Below are 19,658 nucleotides of genomic sequence, written 5' to 3'. Positions count from 1 at the left end.
GCTGAGAATCTGCGGTTTGCAATTCCTTTACTTGCTATTTTGTTGAGGTTTCATAAGAGCTTTAATAAATATAGTGCATCATCTTGTTAATTTTGTTATTATAATGAACATTTTTTATATTACTTAGCCTTTTCAGAAAGACGTTTTATTTTATTCAGGATCCGTATGACTCAAGAAATAACAAACTTCGCTGCTTTTAATCTTTCCAATGCTTTAAACAAGGCATTAGAAGATATGAAGTTTATCACTCCATCACCTATTCAGGCTCAAACCATTCCTTTGATGTTGCAAGGACGTGATGCGATAGCCCTTGCTCAAACAGGCACAGGTAAAACAGCCGCTTTTGCTTTACCTATTTTGCAAAATTTGTCTTCCGACATACAGTCTACTCAAGCTTTGATTTTAGCCCCTACCCGCGAATTGGCAATCCAGGTTGCAGAACAATTTGAATTATTAAGTACTTATCAACCTAATGTAACTACGGCTGTTCTCTGTGGGGGACAAGAGTATGGTCGTCAATTGAAGCAATTACGTAGCTGTGCACAAATCGTCGTTGGAACCCCGGGCCGTATTCTGGACCACATACGTAGGGGCAGCTTATCTTTAAATAATTTACGGACTTTTATTCTGGATGAAGCCGATGAAATGTTACGTATGGGTTTTATAGAAGATGTAGAAGCTATACTCGAAAAATTACCCGAGAAGAGACAAATGGCACTGTTTTCAGCCACTATGCCTCAGAGAATTCGCCAGATAGCTAATACTTACTTGAATAATCCTGCTTCAGTAGAAATACGGATGGAGACAGCAACTGTAAAAAGCATAGAACAACGCTTCTTGTTTGCCTCCGTACATCAAAAACCGGATGCTTTAATTCGAGTACTAGAAGCAGAGGATTATCAAGGTGTCATAGTATTTGTGCGCACTAAAAGTAGTACAGAAGAAGTTGCAGAATTATTGCAAGAGCATGGATTAAGAGCAATGGCTATCCATGGTGACATTACCCAGTCTTTGCGTGAACGAATTATTGCTCAGTTTAAACAAGGAGCTATTGATATACTGGTCGCTACAGATGTTGCAGCACGCGGTTTGGATGTTGAACGTGTGACCCATGTTATTAATTATGATATGCCTCATGATCATGAGACCTATGTTCATAGGATTGGCCGGACCGGAAGAGCTGGTCGTTCTGGTGTCACGGTTTTGTTTGTAACCCCTAAAGAGAGCCGCTTAATTTCCAGTATTGAGCGCCATACGCGACAACGAATTGAAAAGATGCAAGTTCCCAATGATCATATGATTCAGCTTGCTCGTCAACAAAGGCTACTATCCAATATTGCTAGCCGTTTGCACCACGAACACATTCACTCGTATAAACGAATTGTGGACGAATATATTAAGAAAAATGATATTTCAGCAGTCGATGTGGCTGCTGCGCTTGCTTTGTTGTTGTATAAGGATATGCCATGGAAAAAAGAATTGAACATGCCAAAATCTGTTTCTGCGCCGAAAGAGGGGCGTGTTCGGATAGGTGAAAAAGGTTCTGATAGATCTTTTCGAGCTAAAGAAGACAGAAAAGGTTTTGCTGGGGACCGTAAAGGATTTCGCGCAGATAAAAAGGACTTTGCCCGGGAAAGAAAAAAATTCAATGATGGCCGAAAAATAAGTCATCAAGAACAAATAGCCCAAGACTTGTTTCGCATCGATGTTGGCAAGATACATGGAGTAAAACCAGGAAATATTGTAGGTGCAATTGCTAATGAAGCCGGTTTACAGAGCCGATATATTACGGGTTTAAAAATTCATGAAGATCATTCCACTGTTTTTTTACCTAAAGGGATGCCAAAAGAAGTCATGAAAGATTTAACTAAAGCGTGGGTTTGTGGTCGTCAATTGAATTTAACACTAATTGGTGGCTAATCGTTCAGGGTGCATAACTTGAATCTTGGAGGAATGCCAGAGTTGTATCCATGTTGAACTAAAAATTGATTGATACAGCGGGGTATACATCTGCTAATATGGGCTCGATGGAAACCTCAAAAGAGCCCGTTTAGTAATGCGGATATATATTACTTAAGCACTAAAGAGAGTGCGACAGTAGCTACAGTGACTGTTGCAGCAGCAAGTGGAAAAAATACTAAAGGATTGTTGAACTGACTTTCCTTAGGTACTTCACTTTTAAGTTCCGCAATTAGTCCTTTTCGTATGCGGAGGCTATTTGCTTTTACTGATTTTAATCTATTATCAGCATTGGTATCAGCAGTGAGTAAGGGAACGTAATCTTCCAATAATTTTGTCCTGGCTCCTTGTGCTTGTAGAGTAATATTTTCTGTTGAGTTTTCGTGCTGCTCAGAAGTGCGAGCAATCGCCTCTGCCAGGGCCGATGTGAATTTCAATTTATCATCTTCTGACCACTCTTCCGCATTACTTATTCGCGAATTATATTGATAGCGAGGGCTATCAAAATTGCCTTGAGTGAAATGAAGAACTGCTTTATTCAACTCGTTATCTATAGACAGGATAGTTTCTAAATACATCAAACTATTAATCAAGAATTCCCTTTGAAATGTAGTCATAATTATATCCCTCAAAAAACCTTACTATAATAACGTTTATATTTTAGATCAATAAGAAAATTAATATGCCACAATGAACTAAATAGAAAGGGGTAGAAATTGATAAATTATTTTGATTCATAATATAATCGATATACCCAAGATAGTTGTAGGGGTTGTTGATATTTCGACTACCTGGTCAAACTGCCCTGATTTCTATACTCCAGTATTTGTAAATGCAGTTTGTCCAAGACATAGCGAAATGTGAACAGATTCAGGTGGTTTCTTGGGGCGTATATAACCTAATGATATAAGAATCTATACTTTAAGGGGTTTCATGAAACTATTAGCAACTTTGGGTGCTTTTTTATTCTCGGGAATTGTTAGTGCTGCACCACTTCATAATATTGTGGTATTTGGCGACAGTTTATCTGACAATGGCAATTTATATGAGTACATGAAATACCAACTTCCTCAATCTCCTCCTTATTTCGAAGGACGTTTCTCTAATGGACCAGTATGGATAGAACGATTAATTGCTTCTTACTTTCCTAATGATCCAAATTCTCATTTGCTAGATTACGCATTTGGAGGAGCAGGGGTTTCTATAGATGAGGATGATGACGAAGTACTGTTTACTTTAAGGAGGGAAGTTAACACTTACTTATTAGCACATCAGGATAAGGCTAGCCCTGACACCCTCTTTGTTATTTGGATAGGCTCAAATAACTACTTGGGCATGCCTAGTGAGGTGGAAGAGACACTTAAAAATGTTAATTTGGGTATTGCTAATAGCATACAGCGTTTAGTAGAAAAAGGTGCGAAGCATATTCTAGTCCTTAATATACCAGATTTAGGCAGAACTCCTGCCGCGATAGAGTTTGATTCTAAAGAGGCAATGACCTATTTTTCAATTCAGCATAATATAGCAGTGGCTAAAACAGTAGAACAATTTAAGCAAACCTACCCTGATGTTGAATGGTTATTCTTTGATATGAGCAGTCAGTTTAACAACGTTTTGGATCATGCTCCTGAATATGGGTTTACAAATATTACCGACACTTGTGCCAATTTGGTTGTAGATGAAATTACCAAGACATCAGTTTTGAAGATGGTTGCTTCTGCGAAACCTGGAAAGGGAACAGACGTATGTGATGGATATCTATTCTTTGATTTAGTCCATCCGACGGCCTTGGCACATAAAATCCTGGCAGAAAAAGCACGTGAGATGCTGGATGAGGCGGGTATAGAATTCTCAGAAAATTAAGAGTTTTGTAAAGGTAGGTTGACGATGAGCTTGGCGAAGCTCAAACCTGCCTTAAAGGATTTTGTAATCGTTCATTGAATTGGTTTACCAACCTTTAGTTGTGCAGATCAATTCATAGGCTTTCATAATTTTGTGGGTTTTATCATTAGCCAGCTTGATCATTTCTTCAGGTAAGCCTTGAGCAATTAATTTATCGGGGTGGTTGCGGCTCAATAAGCGTCTGTATGCTCTCCTAACTTCTTGCTTACTGGCATCCGGATGTACTTCAAGTAAAGCGAAAGCATGGGCCAGAGGATTAGGAGGGGATTGTGATTTATAGTAACGCTGCTCATTGGGTGAAGACGCCTTTTCTTGTTGATATTGTTGGTAATATTGCTTTTGGTTTTCTTGTTTAAAGTAATGGCCAAAATCTTCATAAAAACGATATTGTTTATGTAATGGCGCAAATCCCAAATGAGTGAATATATTGTCCAGCGCTTGAATTTTGTCATTATTTAATCCATCGACTTGAGCAGCCTTATATTGAATATCTACAAATAGTTTTAATAGTTCGCGATTATCTCTACAAATTCTTTGCAACTGCAGGAGGGCGTAACTGACATTAAAATTCGGTTGCTTTCCTTCGTTAAATAGCCTTTTTGCCAACTCTTTTTGTTCCTTACTCAACCTCATTTCGTTCATGAGCAATTTTGCCATTTTAATTTCTTGTTCAGAAACACGGCCATCTGCTTTTGCAACATGTCCATGATGGAAAAGGTAGTCTCAAAGAAAATCTTTTGTACTGCTTTGTGTTTTTCTGCATGATAAAGCCAATGAGGGTTGGAAAAATGGCTGACTAGCCCTCTATCAAAAAAGTTCCCAACCAGTATCCCAAACAAGGCTCCTAATGGTCCTGCAGATAAATACCCGAAGATGGCCCCGAGTATTTTCCCCCACCACGTTGTTATGATAAAAAAATCACGTAAGTTCATTATTAGAAATTACCTATAAGGGTTCCTGTTAACATCAGCTACAAATTTTAGAGTTTATTGTCGATTGCTCCATAGCCTGACATAGCGCTTGCCTGCGGTTTCCAGAGTTCTCATATATAAGATTGTAACATATCATACATAGAACTGTTTTAGATATCTTCCATCTTACCTGAAGAGACTGGTTTTGTTGCACAATTGAATTTTGTGAATTGGAATTTTCTAATCCGCGTCTCCTCGCACCTCACTCGATGAAGCGAGTTTCGGAAGAGGGTCCCTTGTGGATTTCTTAAAATTTTACAAATGCGATGGCGAACATTCAGAGTATTCAGGTAGAATGGGCCTTTTTATATGAGCTCAGTTTATGCGTTTGGTATATTCTTTTTTAATGTATTTACTCACTCCTTATTTATTTTTTCGCTTATGGTGGAAGGGTAGAAAGCTCCCATCCTATAGGCGGCGGATAGGAGAGCGCTTTTGTTTAGGATTAAAAGAGATTACGCCCATAGACGTATGGATTCATGCTGTTTCTTTGGGAGAAGTTATTGCAGCAACGCCATTAATAGATGCTATGCTGGATAAGCAATGGTCTGTGTTAGTCACTACAATGACCCCTACTGGCTCGGAGCGAGTAATGGCGCGTTTTGGTAATAAAGTGATTCATAGATATTTGCCCTATGATTTACCATTTATCCTTAAACAATTTTTCAGAAAGATAAAGCCACGTATTGGTGTCATTATGGAAACTGAGCTATGGCCCAATTTAGTTCATTATGCTCATATTGCAAATGTCGCATTGTTTCTGGTTAATGGACGTTTATCAGAGCGCTCTATGCAAGGATATCGGAAATTTAAATGTTTATTTAAACCCATTTTGAATCAATTCTCAGGCCTTTTGGTACAAAGCGAGGAAGATGCACAAAGGTTTATTGATTTGGGTGCCCATTGTGATTTGGTTCATGTATTAGGGAATATGAAATTTGACTTACAAATTAATAGTATTAATGCTGAGAAATTCAAAGGGTTAAAAGATCATTGGGGAGATGACAGGGTAGTAGTGATTGCTGCGAGTACTCATGAAAATGAAGAGTCTCAGATTTTATCCCAGTTACGTCGTTTGCAGGAAGCGATTCCAGAAATTGTTTTATTGATCGCACCCCGTCATCCGGAGCGATTCCAAACAGTCTATCAATTAAGTGTGCAAGCTGGATTTAACACAGGATATCGTAGTGATTTGGACACAATTTCCAGAGAGAATGAAGTGGTTGTGTTAGATAGTTTGGGTGAGCTGTTAGGGTTTTATCAAATTAGCGATTTTGCTTTTGTTGGCGGCAGCCTTGTGTCGGTTGGAGGGCACAATGTGCTAGAACCTATTGCTATGAATATTCCTGTTTTAAGCGGTAACCAAGTTCATAACTTTAAAACTATTTGTAGGGATCTTAATGAGGCTCAAGCAATTAAATTGGTGAATAATGCTGATGAATTAACTGAAGCAATTATAAAAATGTATCAGGACAAAGAGTCTCAGCGGAAAATGATTAAGAATGCAGCTATAGTTCTTGAAAGGAATAAAGGAGCAGTAGCAAAATATTTACAGTATATTGAGGTCGCTTTAAAGAACAAAAAGCAAACTTAAATCGGAATAATACTTGAAAATTCATCAAAGCATTGTTGGACTTCCTCAAGGTGTAATATCCAAGGGCAATGGCCAGCATTGTAAATCATCTTATTCATTATATTTTTTGATTGAAAGTTCTTATCCTTGATAAAAATGGCTGGAGGACAAATGTAATCGAACTCGCTGGCAATCGTCATTGCCGGAATTGCTTGCGGATGCCATTTATAGTGGAAATCAAGATAAAAATGTTCAATGGCATAGTGATAAGAGTCATTATTATAAGCAAATAAATTCATCATTTGCTCGCCAAGTGGCAGCTCTTCTTTGGTAAAGCAATAATATTTATAGGTGTCCCAAAATTTTTTATAGGTTTCATCAGAGGGATCTAAGTGATATTGGCTTGCAGCGGGAACCAAATCAGGTAAATGATGCTTATGGCGCATCTCACTAACATGCTGAAAGAAGGTGTTGGATGTTGTTGTATTCATTAAAATCAGCCCACCAAGATGATTCTCAATTTCAGGTAAATTCATGGCAAACATGCCTGAAAAGCTATGTGTGACCAAAATGGGATTATTAAAAGATTGCAATAAGGCAATGAGACCTTTTTGCCAAAATGTAAAATCAAGTTGACCTTCTTTGTTAGTTCCATCTTTAGGGAAATCAACAAGAATTACAGTTCCTTGGATAGCTAAGTTACTACAAAAATGAGTTAAGTATTCAGAGCCCAGACCTGGTCCGCCTGGTAGAAAAAGCCAATTTTTCTCTGAACCCTCTTGGATTTGATTTAATCGATAGCCGTAATCGGTAAACGACATAAAATATCCTTAAAGAGCAATTACAAATTTACTACTGATGTACACAGGACAATTTAAGAGACATATAGGTTGAGTCAAAATACTCAACCTAAAAACTTACTACTTCTTCCCACTTGTGGGAGGTTGTTTCATTAATACATGAATCCATCAAGATCCCTGATTTTGGCGTTCCTTGATTTCAGATAAAGTTTTGCAATCAATGCATAAGGTAGCGGTAGGTCTTGCTTCCAGACGCTTTAAGCCAATTTCAATACCACATGCCTCACAATATCCAAAATCTTCATTCCGCAGCCGCTCTAAGGCATCTTCGATTTTCTTAATGAGTTTTCTTTCCCGATCACGAGTTCTTAGTTCAAGGCTGAATTCTTCTTCTTGGCTTGCTCTGTCGGAAGGGTCGGGAAAATTAGCCGCTTCATCTTTCATGTGCGACACAGTACGGTCCACTTCTTCCATCAAAGATTGACGCCATGCCAGCAATATTTTTTCAATATGTGCCAGTTGTTTTTCATTCATATATTCCTCGCCCTCAGTCTCTTGATAGGGCGCTATTCCCATATTTCCTATTGCGTCGGTTTTCACGTTGTATAATCTCACTTTGGTTTTGTCAATTAATTGTCCTGTCATTTTAAACCCTGTTCCTAATTCTCTATTGAAACGGAGTTTTATACAAAATCGCTACGTATATCAAAAAACTTTAATATCATCAATAAAAAATTAACCTAATAAAGGCCGGTTATGTCATGCTGTCGGGACGCCATCCGCCACTTACCCTATCATGTCCTTGAATATCTTGCCAACAATGAATGTTTTTATATCCCAACTTCTTAAGTATAGAGCTTATCGCGTTTTTTTGTTCAAAGCCATGCTCAACCAAAAGTAAACCATTAGGTAAAAGGTATTTGCAGCTATGTTCAATAATGTATTGTAGATCAGCTAATCCGTCTTGACTACTGACTAAAGCACTAGTAGGTTCAAAGCGGAGATCTCCTTTTTTTAAATGAGGATCATCCTCTGCAATATAGGGGGGATTTGAAACAATAGCATGATATTGTTTTTGTGGAATCTCGTTAAACCAGTTGGAATGATAGAAGTTAATATTTTTTATACCCAGTACTTTGGCATTGTCCCTAGCTAACTCCAATGCGCCTTTGCTGAAATCACAGGCATCAATATGCCAGCGGGGTCTTTCTTTAGCCAGCGCCAAAGCAATAGCGCCACTGCCTGTTCCTAAATCCAGGACAGAAATATGGTTTTTGTCAGGTAATAATTCTAATGCTAATTCAACCAGTCGCTCAGTTTCATGCCTGGGGATTAGTACATCAGTTGTTATTTTTAGCGGTAGAGACCAAAATTCACGTTGACCTGTAATATAAGCGAGAGGGAGGCCTTCGGAACGTTGTTTAATCATTTGTAAATATCGGTCTATTTGTTCATGGTTAATTAAAGCATCAGGATGAGCGAAAAGATAGGCTCGGCTTTTATGTAATACATAGCAAAGTAAGACTTCCGCTTCTAATCGGGCTTCCGGATTCTTTTCTTTTAATTGTTGTAAGGCTTCTTCTAGTGCAGAACTAATACTAATCATGTCGACCTAAATCAGCAAGCAATTCAGCATGGTATTCACGTTTTAATGGTTCAATTACCATCGATAGATTGCCTTCCATGATATCGTTCAGCTGATAGAGGGTCAGGTTAATACGATGATCAGTGAGTCGGCCTTGAGGATAATTATAAGTTCGAATTCGTTCTGAACGATCACCAGTACCCACAAGTGATTTACGTGTTTTTGCTTGCTCTTGTTTTTGTTTGCTTTGCTCAGCATCTAATAATCTTGTTTTCAGAAGTGACATTGCTTTAGCACGGTTTTTATGTTGAGAGCGTTCATCCTGACATTCTACAACTACTCCCGTGGGAATATGGGTGATCCGGATGGCAGAATCTGTTTTGTTGACGTGTTGCCCTCCTGCACCTGAAGAACGATAAGTATCAATACGTAAATCATCAGGATTAATTTGAATGTCATTAATTTCATCCACTTCAGGCATAATCGCCACGGTACATGCTGAAGTGTGCACACGACCCTGAGACTCTGTTTCAGGTACTCTTTGCACTCGGTGTGCTCCTGATTCAAATTTGAGTTGGGAATACACGGCATTCCCACTGATTCTAGCAATGATTTCTTTATAGCCACCATGCTCACCATAACTGGCGCTAATTAATTCAATTTGCCAACCCTGATTTTCGGCATAACGGCTATACATACGATAAAGATCACCGGCAAAGATGGCTGCTTCGTCTCCACCAGTCCCAGCTCTGATTTCAAGATAGACGTCACGTTCATCATCAGGATCTTTAGGAATAAGATGCCATTGTAATTCTTCATCTAATTCCTCGACTTGTTTTTTGACGGTTTCTAGCTCATCTTCCGCCATAGTTGCTAATTCTTTATCATCACCGGCTACTAATTCTTGTAGAGAAGCCAAGTTATCTTTAGCTTCTAAATAAGTTTCATAAGATTTGGAGACTGGTTCAAGCTGAGCATATTCTTTAGATAATGATTTAAATTGGTTTTGATCAGCAATAACGGATGCTTCAGATAGCAAGCGTCCCACTTCCTGAAAACGTTCCAGCATTTGTTGCAGTTTTAACTCAAGAGATTTCTTCATACGATGGTTGATTTGCGTTTGTATTAAAGAGATATTGCGCCAGGGCAAGTAAGTCTTCTCTATCATCCCAGGCAATTTGTCTTAAACCTATGGTCGGATAATGGGTTAACTTATTAACTAAGCGCGCGCTGAATTCACTTAAAACATCCTGTTGATTTTGGCCAGTAGAAATTTTTTTAAAAGCGCGTTGCAATTCTTCCTGAGCAAGGATTTGCATTTGATTACGATAATCACAAATAATGTCTTTAGCTCGGAGAGAACGATGCCATCGGATGTAATTATCCAATTCACTTTCTATTAATTGCTCTGCTTGTAATGCGGCATTTCGTCTTTCATCCATGCCTTTTTCTATCATAGATTGTAAATCATCAACATTATAGAGATGAACCTCACGTAATTCATTTACATTTTCCTCTATGTCGCGAGGAACAGCCAAATCCAGTAGAAACATTGGAGCATTATGTCTTTGTTCTAAGGCATGTTCAACAAGATTTTTATTAATGAAGGGCAGAGGACATGCCGTAGCGGAAATGACGACATCAGCTAATGGCAGATATTGAGGAATATCTCCAATAGAAAGAGTTTTTCCCCCAAAGGTTTCGGCCAGTTTTTGGGCGTTTTCCAGCGTTCGGCTCGCTATCATAAAGCGATGAACGCCTTGTTGGTGTAAGTATTTAGCTACCAAAGAAGCAGTTTCTCCAGAACCAATTAAAAAGACGCTTAAGGAATGGTAATTTTTAAAAAATTGCCCAATCAACTGTACTGCAGCATAAGCAATTGATACAGGATTGGCTCCTATGCCGCTACGGGTTCTTATTCGTTTTGAAGCTCTGAAAATATATTCGAATACTGGCCGTAATTGCGCTTTTATTGTGCCAAGACGGCATGCTTGTTGGTAGGCTTGTTTCATTTGGCCAAGAATTTGTGGTTCGCCAATCATCATGGAATCTAATCCACTGGCTACACGCAGGGTGTGTTTGATTCCTTCATGCCCTTTATGGATATACAGAAATGGAGACAACAGTTCTTGTGGCAGTTGATGTTCATGAGCTAACCAGCTTCCGAGGACTTCAGGAGCATTGGTATCACAGTAGATTTCAGTACGGTTACATGTAGATAGAATAGCTGCTTCATTAATTTCAGGTAGATTAAGCAAGCTATTGAGTAAAGAATCTTGCATAGCAGGCGGCAGTGCGACTTTTTCGCGCACCTGAATTGGGGCAGTTTTATGATTAAGACCGCAAGCTACAAACACCATAGAATTAGAATCTGTTTAGTTATTAGATGATTAATTGGAGAATTGTAAACGATTCATTATAAAATTTGTAGAGTAAAAGGGAAGTCATTCCATTTCTATCGGCGTCGATAGCTTCCCAGCATAGTTTTCCTATCGACTCCATTAAGATTTTTCAGTTCAAATTGTTAAATTATCACACAGTTCGAACTGTGACCCATAAGGGAATAGAGAAGAAAAGACAGGTTATAATATTGTGATCATTTCTAAAGTCCTTTTGAGTTTTGCCGCCAACATATATAGCCGCATGTTGCACAAAGTACATAATCTCAAAAGGAGCTTTACATGGACATTATCCTTCAAGGTCAACATAATGCTGCTGAGACTGTTGAGAGCCTGGAAAGGGTTCTGAAATTATTTAAAGAACGTTATCGGGTTGACGGATTTCGTGAGATTCATCTGACTGTCACATTAGTTGATGAGCAAGGCGACGAGGTGGAATTAGTTGATAGTGAAACAAACCAAGCTTATCGAATTTTTGAGGTGTATCGCAAAGGATATGAGTTATCCGGTAGAAGAGGGATGCCAATGTTGCAATTAGTTGTTGATAATACGAATAAATAGATTAATATGCGAGTACGTTTTAAAATAACGTAAGCCTGCCGTATTGAAACATATAATACTGTGTTGATAAAAACCGACCTGACATAATCTTATGGGCAATTAAGGAGTTATTATGATTATGGCCCTTTTAGCCATAATACTCACTTTAATATTAGTGATAGGAATACATGAGTTAGGTCATGCATTAGTAGCACGCCTGTTTCGAATCAAAATTAGTAAGATTTCTATTGGTTTTGGCAAACCATTAATTAAGTGGCAAACTCAAAGTGGATGTGAGTGGGTTTGGGCCATGTGGCCTTTAGGTGGCTATGTTCAGTTACTTAACTCAAGAATAAGTCCAGTTGATCCTAAGGAAAATCCCTATTGTTTTGATAAAAAGCCAGTCTGGATTCGTATTTTGATTTTATTATCTGGCGCTATTGCCAATCTTATTACGGCATGGACTGCTTTAGTATTGGTTTTTTATATTGGCATTAATTATAAGTTACCCCAAATCCAATCCATAAAGCCAGATAGCCTTGCTGCAAAAGCCGGTGTTCATGCAGGGGATCGATGGGTTGCTATTGAGGGCTATCCTACTAGTTCTTGGCAAGAAGTTGGTATGCAATTAGTAATTCATTGGGGGCAAGAAGATGTTGAAATTGTTTTTAGGCAACCTGATAAGGAATTAAAAAAAACAAATCTCAATTTAAGTCAGATACAATTTACTTCAAAGGATGGTTCATTACTGGATAGCATAGGTATTAAACCAGACTTATCAGCTCGTTCCGTTTTAAAGCGTTATCCTTCAGTTTTCGAGTCTATGCAGAAGGCATTCCTTGAAATAGCCCATATTTTTTATTTTTTTATAATGATATTGAAACAATTATTTACAGGGGTTATCCCTTTCTCTATTTTATTGGGTCCTTTGGCTATTTTTTCTGCCTCAATTGCTTCGTTATCACAAGGCATTATAGTTTTTTTATTGTTTATAGCCACTTTAAGCCTGGCAGTTGCTTTGGTTAATCTATTTCCTGTGCCAGGTCTCGATGGAGGAAGCATTTTATATTCATTAATTGAGAAAATTCGAGGGAAACCCGTTTCAGTGGCATTAGAAATATTGTTGCATCGCTTGATGGTCATTGTATTTTGCGTATTATTGGTTCATTTGTTAATGAATGATTTGAATCGGTATTTGTCATAAGGATTCTAATTGTGATTTACAGTTCGCGCACAACAACAGATATCGACTCTTTTAACCCCTGCTTTTTTTAGAGTATAGGCTAACTCATTGGCTGTGCTGCCTGTAGTTAATAAATCGTCGACAAGCATTACGTGTTCATAGGGAAGTGGTGGTGTATAAAATGCATTTTTTAAATTTTTTCTTCTTTCTTCCCCACTAAGACTCACCTGCGTAGCAGTATTAATGACTTTTTTGCAACGATATAAATCATAAGGGATCTTTAATTGCCGAGCTAATAATTTGCTTAATACGGCAGCTTGATTGAAGCCTCGTATTTTTAATCTTTTGGGATGCATGGGCACTGGAATAAGACACTCAGGCTTAGGGGCATTGGGTGGTATCGCATTGATAAGTAGTTGGTTTAAAAACGAAGCCAAGTAAAGACCATTATGATATTTAAACTGGTGTAGGAGGCCTCTTAGAGGTTCTTCGAATTGATAAGCGACATAAGCATTATCAAAATTAGGTCTTTTTTTAATACATTGACCGCAAATTAAATGGGCATCATCAGGTAGAGGATAAGCGCAATACTGACAAGAAATTCCCAGTGGCATGATGAATTCAAAACAATAAGAGCAAATTGCAAATGGGCTTTTGTGAAACTGCTCACACAGGACACATATTGATGGTAGGCGTAAATTTTGTGTTATACTCAACAACTTTTGGAGCACGATAGTTGGATTTCCTGTATTTAATTCTTTCCTGGTCGCTATAATGACTGCCAACAATGAAATAAGCAAGGCATTTAATAAATACGCCGATGAATATGAGCGTGTTGCCAAGGTACAACAAGAAATCGGTAGTCGTTTGTTTGAACGGTTGCAATATTTGAAAATTACACCTCACCGTATTCTCGACTTGGGGTGTGGACCTGGCGGATTTTCAAGAGAGCTGGCGTTATTATACCCCAAAGCCAGATCATCGGTCTGGATTTGTCATTTACCATGCTGCAGCAAGCAAAGAAAAAACAAAGCTGGCGACGTAAATGGCCACTCGTTGCTGCTAATATGAAACAAATGCCTTTCGCAACAAATACATTTGATTTGGTATTTGCTAATCAGGTCATTCATTGGGGGAGCCCATTGGCCCATGTTTTTCGAGAACTGAATCGTGTGATGAGAGTCAATGGGTGCCTAATGTTTACTACTTTAGGTCCTGATACCTTTAAAGAATTGAAAACTGCCTGGGCTAAAGCGAATCGATATGCGCATGTTAATGAATTTATTGATATGCATGATATTGGGGATTGTCTCATGTCAGAGCATTTTCTAGACCCCGTGATGGACATGGAGTTATTGTCTGTGCATTATGATACGCTCCCAAAACTATTACGGGCTTTGAAAACTCAAGGGGTTAGAAATATTAATCCCCAAAGAAATCCAGGTCTAACCGGTAAAAATGCATGGAAACAATTTGAAGCCGGATATACCACAATGCAGACTAGTACAGGGAAATACCCATTAACTTATGAGGTAATTTATGGGCAAGCTTGGAAAGGAGAGCAGCATAAAACGCAGCAAGGTACAGAGACTTGGATCCCTGTTTCGCAGTTAGTGAAAAGGTCTTAAGATGAAATTAAGACAAATTACTGCGTTTTTGCAATTGTTTAGTTAACTCAATTAAAGCAGTGGCTTTACTACCAAATAACTCTAAAGCATCGTTTGCAATTCGGTAATGAACCGCGATTTCGTCTTCTAGTTGTTGTTTGGTAAACAAAGTGGCAAAGGTTGTTTTTTGATTAGCCTGGTCGGAGGATCGCCCTTTTCCCAAAATTTGAGTGGGGGCATAATGATCCAGATAGTCATCTTGCATCTGAAATACCAAGCCAATATGTTTCCCGTAAGTTATCAGTGCCGCTCTGGTGTGTTCTGAAACCAGATGCTGTGCTGCCAGAACCATTTCAAAACAGGCTAGGATCAGTTTCCCTGTTTTTAATAAATGAATTTCTCTGAGTTGCTCTTCAGTAACAGAGAATTTAATTAGTTCAGATAGATCAAGACTTTGACCGCTGACCATTCCACTTATGCCGCTGGCATTCACCAATAGCCGTGTAATAGTAACGGCTTGTGATGCAGGGAGGATAGGAGGTAATTGAGATAATAGTACTTCAATTGCCAAAGCTTGCATCCCATCGCCGACCAATATGGCAGTGGCTTCATCAAATGCTTTATGGCAGGTAGGTTTACCTCGTCGTATGTCGTCATTGTCCATAGCTGGGAGATCATCGTGAATTAGGGAATAGCAATGTGTTAGCTCTATTGCTGCAGCAATAATATCCAGGATTTCCAGATTCACATTGATTAAATCCCCAGCTAAATAAACAAAAAGGGGTCTAATTCTTTTACCACCAGAAAATAATGAATAATGCAGGGCGGAGCGAATTTTAGAAGCTGGTATTAGTGTCTTATTGAGTAATTGCTCGAGATAATGTTCATGTCTTTTAGTATAATTCTCAATCACTTGCTTGTTCATCCGGGTTAAATTCAAAATTGGAACCAGTAGCAGTTAATGTTTCAATTTTTTGTTCCGCCTGATTTAGTGCGTTTTGGCAACGTCTTGCTATGCTAATTCCTTTTTCAAATTGTTTCAGGGATTCTTCAAGAGTGAGTTCCCCTCTCTCCAATTGCAGGACAATTTCTTCTAACTCAGTAATTGATTGTTCGAAGTGAATGCCTTTACTCATAACAGTTTTCCAGGCTATAAAAGAAGTGATTATACCCAAGATACTCCAAAATACTAGATTTTAGGCGATTTGATTTTTTTGTTCTGGAAGTGTTAAAAGGGATGTTGCTTCACAGCCTCGGCTCTGATTGTTAGTTGAGTGCGGCTGTGAGAATGAAGTCCAATATTTACCAGGTGAGTGAAAACTCTTCATCCCAATCCAATAATTCACTGTCATCGGCTTTAATGTTACCTAAAGCAAAGAATTTGGGGTTGAAAGAGGCATCTTGCTTACTTTTGTTTTGTTTCTGAATTTCCTCGTTATACTTATCTTTTAAATTCATCATTTCTTCATATAAAGTCCGTATTTGAACTTTTAGGTTATCAACAATTTGGTTACCACCTTTGTAAATTGTAGTGAGCGAACCCATTTTTACAAAGTGTTCAGCGTGAGCATCTTCCAGACATCTTAGTTGCACCATTAAACTAGAGGACCTTTTTGCTTTTGCTATTTGGTCTTCCATGTATTTTTTGAATTGAGTCAGTTCTGAAACTGGATCTTGTCCTTTTTGGAATGCAGGCATAATTTTGACCTCTCATTATAAAATAATCCCTTAGGTAAATTAAATCAAAAACAATCAATTGAAAAGAAATATTTCCAATTAGATTTTTACTGAGCAAATATTAAGACATGGTGTTTTTTACGAAGATAATTAATTTAAAATTAAGGCATGTGATTGCATATCATGTTCTCTCCCAGTGACCTCTTGATCACATCCCAGTCTACACCCTGTTGCTTGTCTGCAGGGTCTAATATTTTAGCTGCAGCACTCAGGATCCCGCTGATAAGCAGCGGGATGTTGGAGAATGAGCATGGGAGAGATTTAAAGCGTTATTATTTACAACAAGATGGAGTTGTTTGCTCAAGTTCTAAATCCTTTTCAGCTTGTTCGACAGCTTGAATAGATTCTGAACGTGCATAGGTGAAGAAACCTCGGGAAAATCCCAGAGAAACAACGGTAATCACAGCATTAGCCAAACATTTCATAAGATTCTTAAGGTAATCACCCCAGCCCAAATCTTTTTCTAAAACTGGCTTAGCAGAATCAATGGCCAATTGACAAGCTGATTTAAAATTGTTCCTAGCTTGTATTGAGGAAATTTTATTTTCTCTTAAGTCTGTTTCATACTGAACACGAGCTTCTAATAAATTGGCTATCAGTGTATCAGCTACCTCATATGCTTTTTTATACTTATGCTTGTCAACACCGGCTATTTTAATTGACAGATTTTCAATAATCTCGTCAATTTTCTTGAATGTCCCTTCATATTGTTGTGAACGTTGCGCTTCACTTTCGAGCTTGCATGGCTCAAGATTAAGCTGTTCTACTTCACGTCGCTTACGTTGTTTTTCTAAATCTGTCCGTACTTCGCCAACAAGCTTTAGAGGATATTTTTGGTTAAAAAGATCACTTAATGGCTCATATAATTGTCTAACTTCCACTTTGAGCTTTTCAACTTCTTCGTCGCCCTCTTTATAAATGGTTGAGAGTGACCCCATTTTTTCGCTATATTCACTTAGGGTATCTACGAGAAATTGATCCCGCTCTTCGTTGTTAGGAGCTGATTCCATCTTTAATGTTTGTTCTTCCATGTATTTTTTAAGTGCAGTTAAACCCTCAACTGGTTTATCGCTTGCTTTAAACTTTGCCATAAAATTATCCTCTGTTTTTATAAAAATAACACTTCGGCAAATGGTAAGACTAAAATGTCATTTTGAGAAGAAGGAAATTAATAAATATTTTACCATTCCATGTAATGGATGATTTTTTCATATCTAGCGCGGATAAGCTTATTGTTATTGCAGATTAAAATTATTAAGGTAAATATTTTTACCACAAGTTATTATTGAAACTATTTATCACAACGCTTTAGAGATTATGAAAGTAAAAATTCAATTTGTTTGTAATCAATGCGCGGCTGTTTTTAAGCAATGGGCAGGACAATGCATACAATGTGGTGCTTGGAATTCTATTGTTGAAGAAGGAATAGTACCAGAAAGTCGAACTTCAAGAAGTGGACAATGGGCTAATCAGCGTTCAGTTATCACGGCAGTTGAAGATGTGGTGATAGATAAGATAATGCGCATGGATTGTGGTTTGTCTGAGCTAAACAGAGTTTTGGGTGGTGGTTTGGTTTATGGTTCAGTAGTTTTGATTGGGGGGGATCCAGGGATTGGCAAGTCAACTTTGCTATTGCAAACCTTGGCTAATTTATCTACGCAGGAAACTGTGTTGTATGTGACAGGAGAGGAATCATTACAACAAGTGGCTATGCGTGCTCAACGATTGGGATTGCCTTTGGCGGGTTTGCGGTTATTAGCAGAAACCCAGGTAGAATCCATCATTACTCAAGCTCAAAAGGAAAAACCAAAAATTATTGTTGTGGATTCAGTGCAAACAATATTTACCGAATCAATAAGCTCTGCCCCAGGTGGAGTAAGTCAGGTTCGCGAATCGGCAGCGCAATTGGTGCGCTATGCCAAAATGACCAATACGGCTGTATTTTTGGTTGGACATGTGACTAAGGAGGGAACGTTAGCTGGCCCTCGTGTCTTGGAGCATATGGTGGATAGCGTACTTTATTTTGAAGGGCAAAGCGATAGTCGTTTTAGAGTTATTCGTGCTATTAAAAATCGTTTTGGTGCAGTCAATGAATTAGGCGTTTTTGCTATGACGGACAGGGGATTGAAAGAGGTTGCTAATCCTTCTGCCATTTTTTTATCTCGTCAACCAGAACCAACACCAGGCAGTGCGGTGATGGTGACTTGGGAAGGATCTCGCCCTATGTTGGTTGAAGTGCAGGCCTTAGTTGACGAATCTCACAGTCAGCAAGCAAAACGTGTGACTGCTGGACTTGAACATAACCGCTTAGCAATCTTATTAGCGGTTCTACATCGTCATGGCGGTATTGCAACTTACGATCAAGATGTTTTTATCAATGTGGTGGGTGGAGTCAAGGTGACTGAGACTGGCAGCGATTTGGCTTTGTTGGCAGCAGTAGTTTCCAGTTTACGTAATCGTGTATTTGATAGTGAAACAATCATATTTGGTGAGGTAGGATTGGCGGGTGAAATCAGGCCAGTGCAATGTGGTCAGGAACGTATTAAAGAAGCTATAAAACATGGATTTAAACGTGCTATAGTTCCTTTCGCTAATGCTCCTAAGCAGCAATTAGATTCCATGGCTATTGAACCAGTGAAATATTTACGTGATGTATTGGAGAAAATGTGATTGATATTAAAAAAGCGGCTTCCAACTATAAAGTGGAGAAAACAATTATCCATGATTTTAATCGTGATGGGGCCGTTTGTCTTCGCCAATTTTTAAGTGCTGATGAAATTGCTATTTTAAAAGAAGGAATAGAATTTAATTTATCTTCTTTAAGTTCTCGCGCCAAAGTAGCTAGCAAACCAGATGATCCAGGATATTTTGTTGAGGATTTTTGTACTTGGCAAAGTAATCCTTTTTATCAACAAATTATTTTTGATACAAATTTGGGAACAGTGGCGGCACAAATAATGCAAAGCCAGACGGTCAGATTATATCATGATCATTTGTTGGTAAAGGAACCTGGAACTCGCCAGATTACTCCCTGGCATCAAGATCAGCCGTATTATAATATCGAAGGTAGGCAAAATTGCAGCTTTTGGATTCCTGTCGACCCAGTTACTCGAGCTTCAACACTGGAATTTATTGCTGGATCACATTTGGGTCCTTGGTTAATGCCGAGAACTTTTTTAGACAATCAAGCCAAATGGTTTCCTGAAGGAAGCTTGGAGGAGTTGCCTGCAATTGAAGAGGCGCGCGAGAAATTCCCTATCATTGGATGGGAAATTGAACCTGGAGACGTGGTGTGCTTCCACATGCTCACTTTACATATGACAAGAGGAGTAGACGGGCCTTATCGGAGGAGAGTGTTTTCAGTGCGCTTTTTAGGTGATGATATCACTCATTCCCCGCGCC

General features: G+C 38.5%; 18 protein-coding genes and 2 pseudogenes. 8 read left to right on the top strand and 12 right to left on the bottom strand.

The features are described from left to right. Nucleotides 1-165 precede the first annotated feature (165 nt). A complete protein-coding gene (locus OK13_RS07920; RefSeq protein ID WP_035889774.1) occupies nucleotides 166-1,920 on the top strand; it encodes a DEAD/DEAH box helicase in 1,755 nt (584 codons plus the stop codon). Between the two features lie 149 nt (nucleotides 1,921-2,069). On the opposite strand, the gene OK13_RS07915 is transcribed toward OK13_RS07920, so the two are convergent. Continuing rightward, nucleotides 2,070-2,576, bottom strand: a complete 507-nt coding sequence (locus tag OK13_RS07915) for a hypothetical protein (RefSeq protein ID WP_035889764.1) — start codon at nucleotides 2,574-2,576, stop codon at nucleotides 2,070-2,072. 316 nt (nucleotides 2,577-2,892) lie between these two features. Here OK13_RS07915 and plaA point away from each other — a divergent pair, with 316 nt between their 5' ends. After that, entirely contained in the window at nucleotides 2,893-3,822 is a 930-nt protein-coding gene (gene plaA / locus OK13_RS07910; RefSeq protein WP_035889763.1) for a GDSL family lysophospholipase PlaA, read from the top strand. Nucleotides 3,823-3,906: 84 nt separating this feature from the next. Here the strand turns inward: plaA and djlA are convergent. Further along, nucleotides 3,907-4,793: pseudogene (djlA, locus tag OK13_RS07905) on the bottom strand (co-chaperone DjlA). Nucleotides 4,794-5,154: 361 nt separating this feature from the next. On the opposite strand from djlA, the gene waaA reads away from it, so the two are divergent. Next, entirely contained in the window at nucleotides 5,155-6,426 is a 1,272-nt protein-coding gene (gene waaA, locus OK13_RS07900) for a lipid IV(A) 3-deoxy-D-manno-octulosonic acid transferase (RefSeq protein WP_035889761.1), read from the top strand. Here the strand turns inward: waaA and OK13_RS07895 are convergent. From OK13_RS07895 to hemA, 5 genes are all read right to left on the bottom strand, one after another. Next, nucleotides 6,423-7,226, bottom strand: a complete 804-nt coding sequence (locus tag OK13_RS07895; RefSeq protein ID WP_035889759.1) for an alpha/beta fold hydrolase — start codon at nucleotides 7,224-7,226, stop codon at nucleotides 6,423-6,425. The two genes, waaA and OK13_RS07895, sit on opposite strands and share 4 nt — an antisense overlap. A gap of 147 nt (nucleotides 7,227-7,373) precedes the next feature. Then, the gene (gene dksA, locus OK13_RS07890; RefSeq protein ID WP_035889757.1) at nucleotides 7,374-7,850 is read right to left on the bottom strand and encodes an RNA polymerase-binding protein DksA; all 477 of its coding nucleotides are present in this window, start codon (nucleotides 7,848-7,850) and stop codon (nucleotides 7,374-7,376) included. 109 nt (nucleotides 7,851-7,959) lie between these two features. Then, on the bottom strand, nucleotides 7,960-8,811 hold the full coding sequence (gene prmC, locus OK13_RS07885; RefSeq protein WP_035889756.1) for a peptide chain release factor N(5)-glutamine methyltransferase: 852 nt from the start codon (nucleotides 8,809-8,811) through the stop codon (nucleotides 7,960-7,962). Then, entirely contained in the window at nucleotides 8,804-9,892 is a 1,089-nt protein-coding gene (gene prfA / locus OK13_RS07880) for a peptide chain release factor 1 (protein ID WP_035889753.1), read from the bottom strand. Before prfA ends, prmC begins: the two co-directional genes overlap by 8 nt. Next, nucleotides 9,876-11,150 carry a glutamyl-tRNA reductase gene (hemA, locus tag OK13_RS07875; protein WP_035889750.1) on the bottom strand — a complete coding sequence of 425 codons (1,275 nt, stop codon included), beginning with the start codon at nucleotides 11,148-11,150 and terminating at the stop codon, nucleotides 9,876-9,878. Before hemA ends, prfA begins: the two co-directional genes overlap by 17 nt. Before the next feature lie 321 nt (nucleotides 11,151-11,471). Between hemA and OK13_RS07870 the strand changes: the two genes are divergently transcribed. Next, nucleotides 11,472-11,750 (top strand): hypothetical protein, encoded by a 279-nt coding sequence (locus OK13_RS07870; RefSeq protein WP_035889747.1) that lies wholly within the window; start codon nucleotides 11,472-11,474, stop codon nucleotides 11,748-11,750. Between the two features lie 112 nt (nucleotides 11,751-11,862). Beyond that, complete coding sequence (locus OK13_RS07865; protein WP_035889741.1) at nucleotides 11,863-12,933, top strand: M50 family metallopeptidase; 1,071 nt, start codon at nucleotides 11,863-11,865, stop codon at nucleotides 12,931-12,933. Between the two features lie 5 nt (nucleotides 12,934-12,938). Here the strand turns inward: OK13_RS07865 and OK13_RS07860 are convergent, their stop codons facing one another. Continuing rightward, the gene (locus OK13_RS07860; RefSeq protein WP_152571632.1) at nucleotides 12,939-13,643 is read right to left on the bottom strand and encodes a ComF family protein; all 705 of its coding nucleotides are present in this window, start codon (nucleotides 13,641-13,643) and stop codon (nucleotides 12,939-12,941) included. 43 nt (nucleotides 13,644-13,686) lie between these two features. Between OK13_RS07860 and bioC the strand changes: the two are divergent. Continuing rightward, a pseudogene (bioC, locus tag OK13_RS07855) lies at nucleotides 13,687-14,540 on the top strand (malonyl-ACP O-methyltransferase BioC). Between the two features lie 7 nt (nucleotides 14,541-14,547). On the opposite strand, the gene OK13_RS07850 reads toward bioC, so the two are convergent. The 4 genes from OK13_RS07850 to OK13_RS07835 all read right to left on the bottom strand — a co-directional run bounded on the left by OK13_RS07850 (nucleotide 14,548) and on the right by OK13_RS07835 (nucleotide 17,347). Next, nucleotides 14,548-15,444, bottom strand: coding sequence for a polyprenyl synthetase family protein (locus OK13_RS07850; protein ID WP_081964900.1), 897 nt, complete (start codon nucleotides 15,442-15,444; stop codon nucleotides 14,548-14,550). Further along, the gene (locus tag OK13_RS07845; RefSeq protein ID WP_035889816.1) at nucleotides 15,425-15,655 is read right to left on the bottom strand and encodes an exodeoxyribonuclease VII small subunit; all 231 of its coding nucleotides are present in this window, start codon (nucleotides 15,653-15,655) and stop codon (nucleotides 15,425-15,427) included. The genes OK13_RS07850 and OK13_RS07845 overlap by 20 nt, the downstream gene beginning before the upstream one ends. Before the next feature lie 166 nt (nucleotides 15,656-15,821). Next, on the bottom strand, nucleotides 15,822-16,217 hold the full coding sequence (locus tag OK13_RS07840) for a hypothetical protein (RefSeq protein WP_035889725.1): 396 nt from the start codon (nucleotides 16,215-16,217) through the stop codon (nucleotides 15,822-15,824). A gap of 311 nt (nucleotides 16,218-16,528) precedes the next feature. After that, complete coding sequence (locus OK13_RS07835; RefSeq protein WP_035889723.1) at nucleotides 16,529-17,347, bottom strand: hypothetical protein; 819 nt, start codon at nucleotides 17,345-17,347, stop codon at nucleotides 16,529-16,531. A gap of 226 nt (nucleotides 17,348-17,573) precedes the next feature. Here OK13_RS07835 and radA point away from each other — a divergent pair, with 226 nt between their 5' ends. Next, nucleotides 17,574-18,926 (top strand): DNA repair protein RadA, encoded by a 1,353-nt coding sequence (gene radA, locus OK13_RS07830; protein ID WP_052117618.1) that lies wholly within the window; start codon nucleotides 17,574-17,576, stop codon nucleotides 18,924-18,926. Nucleotides 18,927-18,931: 5 nt separating this feature from the next. After that, the coding region (locus OK13_RS07825; RefSeq protein WP_420911423.1) for a phytanoyl-CoA dioxygenase family protein at nucleotides 18,932-19,658 on the top strand (727 nt) is incomplete at its 3' end.

This window comes from Legionella norrlandica, from assembly GCF_000770585.1.
Taxonomy (GTDB): domain Bacteria; phylum Pseudomonadota; class Gammaproteobacteria; order Legionellales; family Legionellaceae; genus Legionella; species Legionella norrlandica.
Note: the sequence above shows the minus strand (reverse complement) of the source record. Positions and strands in the feature narration are given on the sequence as shown.

What these genes read in the sequence shown, in the direction of transcription:
- OK13_RS07920 (WP_035889774.1), top strand. Translation starts at nt 166, where the DNA reads ATGACTCAAGAAATAACAAACTTCGCTGCTTTTAATCTTTCCAATGCT.
- OK13_RS07915 (WP_035889764.1), bottom strand. Translation starts at nt 2,576, where the DNA reads ATGACTACATTTCAAAGGGAATTCTTGATTAATAGTTTGATGTATTTA.
- plaA (WP_035889763.1), top strand. Translation starts at nt 2,893, where the DNA reads ATGAAACTATTAGCAACTTTGGGTGCTTTTTTATTCTCGGGAATTGTT.
- waaA (WP_035889761.1), top strand. Translation starts at nt 5,155, where the DNA reads ATGCGTTTGGTATATTCTTTTTTAATGTATTTACTCACTCCTTATTTA.
- OK13_RS07895 (WP_035889759.1), bottom strand. Translation starts at nt 7,226, where the DNA reads ATGTCGTTTACCGATTACGGCTATCGATTAAATCAAATCCAAGAGGGT.
- dksA (WP_035889757.1), bottom strand. Translation starts at nt 7,850, where the DNA reads ATGACAGGACAATTAATTGACAAAACCAAAGTGAGATTATACAACGTG.
- prmC (WP_035889756.1), bottom strand. Translation starts at nt 8,811, where the DNA reads ATGATTAGTATTAGTTCTGCACTAGAAGAAGCCTTACAACAATTAAAA.
- prfA (WP_035889753.1), bottom strand. Translation starts at nt 9,892, where the DNA reads ATGAAGAAATCTCTTGAGTTAAAACTGCAACAAATGCTGGAACGTTTT.
- hemA (WP_035889750.1), bottom strand. Translation starts at nt 11,150, where the DNA reads ATGGTGTTTGTAGCTTGCGGTCTTAATCATAAAACTGCCCCAATTCAG.
- OK13_RS07870 (WP_035889747.1), top strand. Translation starts at nt 11,472, where the DNA reads ATGGACATTATCCTTCAAGGTCAACATAATGCTGCTGAGACTGTTGAG.
- OK13_RS07865 (WP_035889741.1), top strand. Translation starts at nt 11,863, where the DNA reads ATGATTATGGCCCTTTTAGCCATAATACTCACTTTAATATTAGTGATA.
- OK13_RS07850 (WP_081964900.1), bottom strand. Translation starts at nt 15,444, where the DNA reads ATGAACAAGCAAGTGATTGAGAATTATACTAAAAGACATGAACATTAT.
- OK13_RS07845 (WP_035889816.1), bottom strand. Translation starts at nt 15,655, where the DNA reads ATGAGTAAAGGCATTCACTTCGAACAATCAATTACTGAGTTAGAAGAA.
- OK13_RS07840 (WP_035889725.1), bottom strand. Translation starts at nt 16,217, where the DNA reads ATGCCTGCATTCCAAAAAGGACAAGATCCAGTTTCAGAACTGACTCAA.
- OK13_RS07835 (WP_035889723.1), bottom strand. Translation starts at nt 17,347, where the DNA reads ATGGCAAAGTTTAAAGCAAGCGATAAACCAGTTGAGGGTTTAACTGCA.
- radA (WP_052117618.1), top strand. Translation starts at nt 17,574, where the DNA reads ATGAAAGTAAAAATTCAATTTGTTTGTAATCAATGCGCGGCTGTTTTT.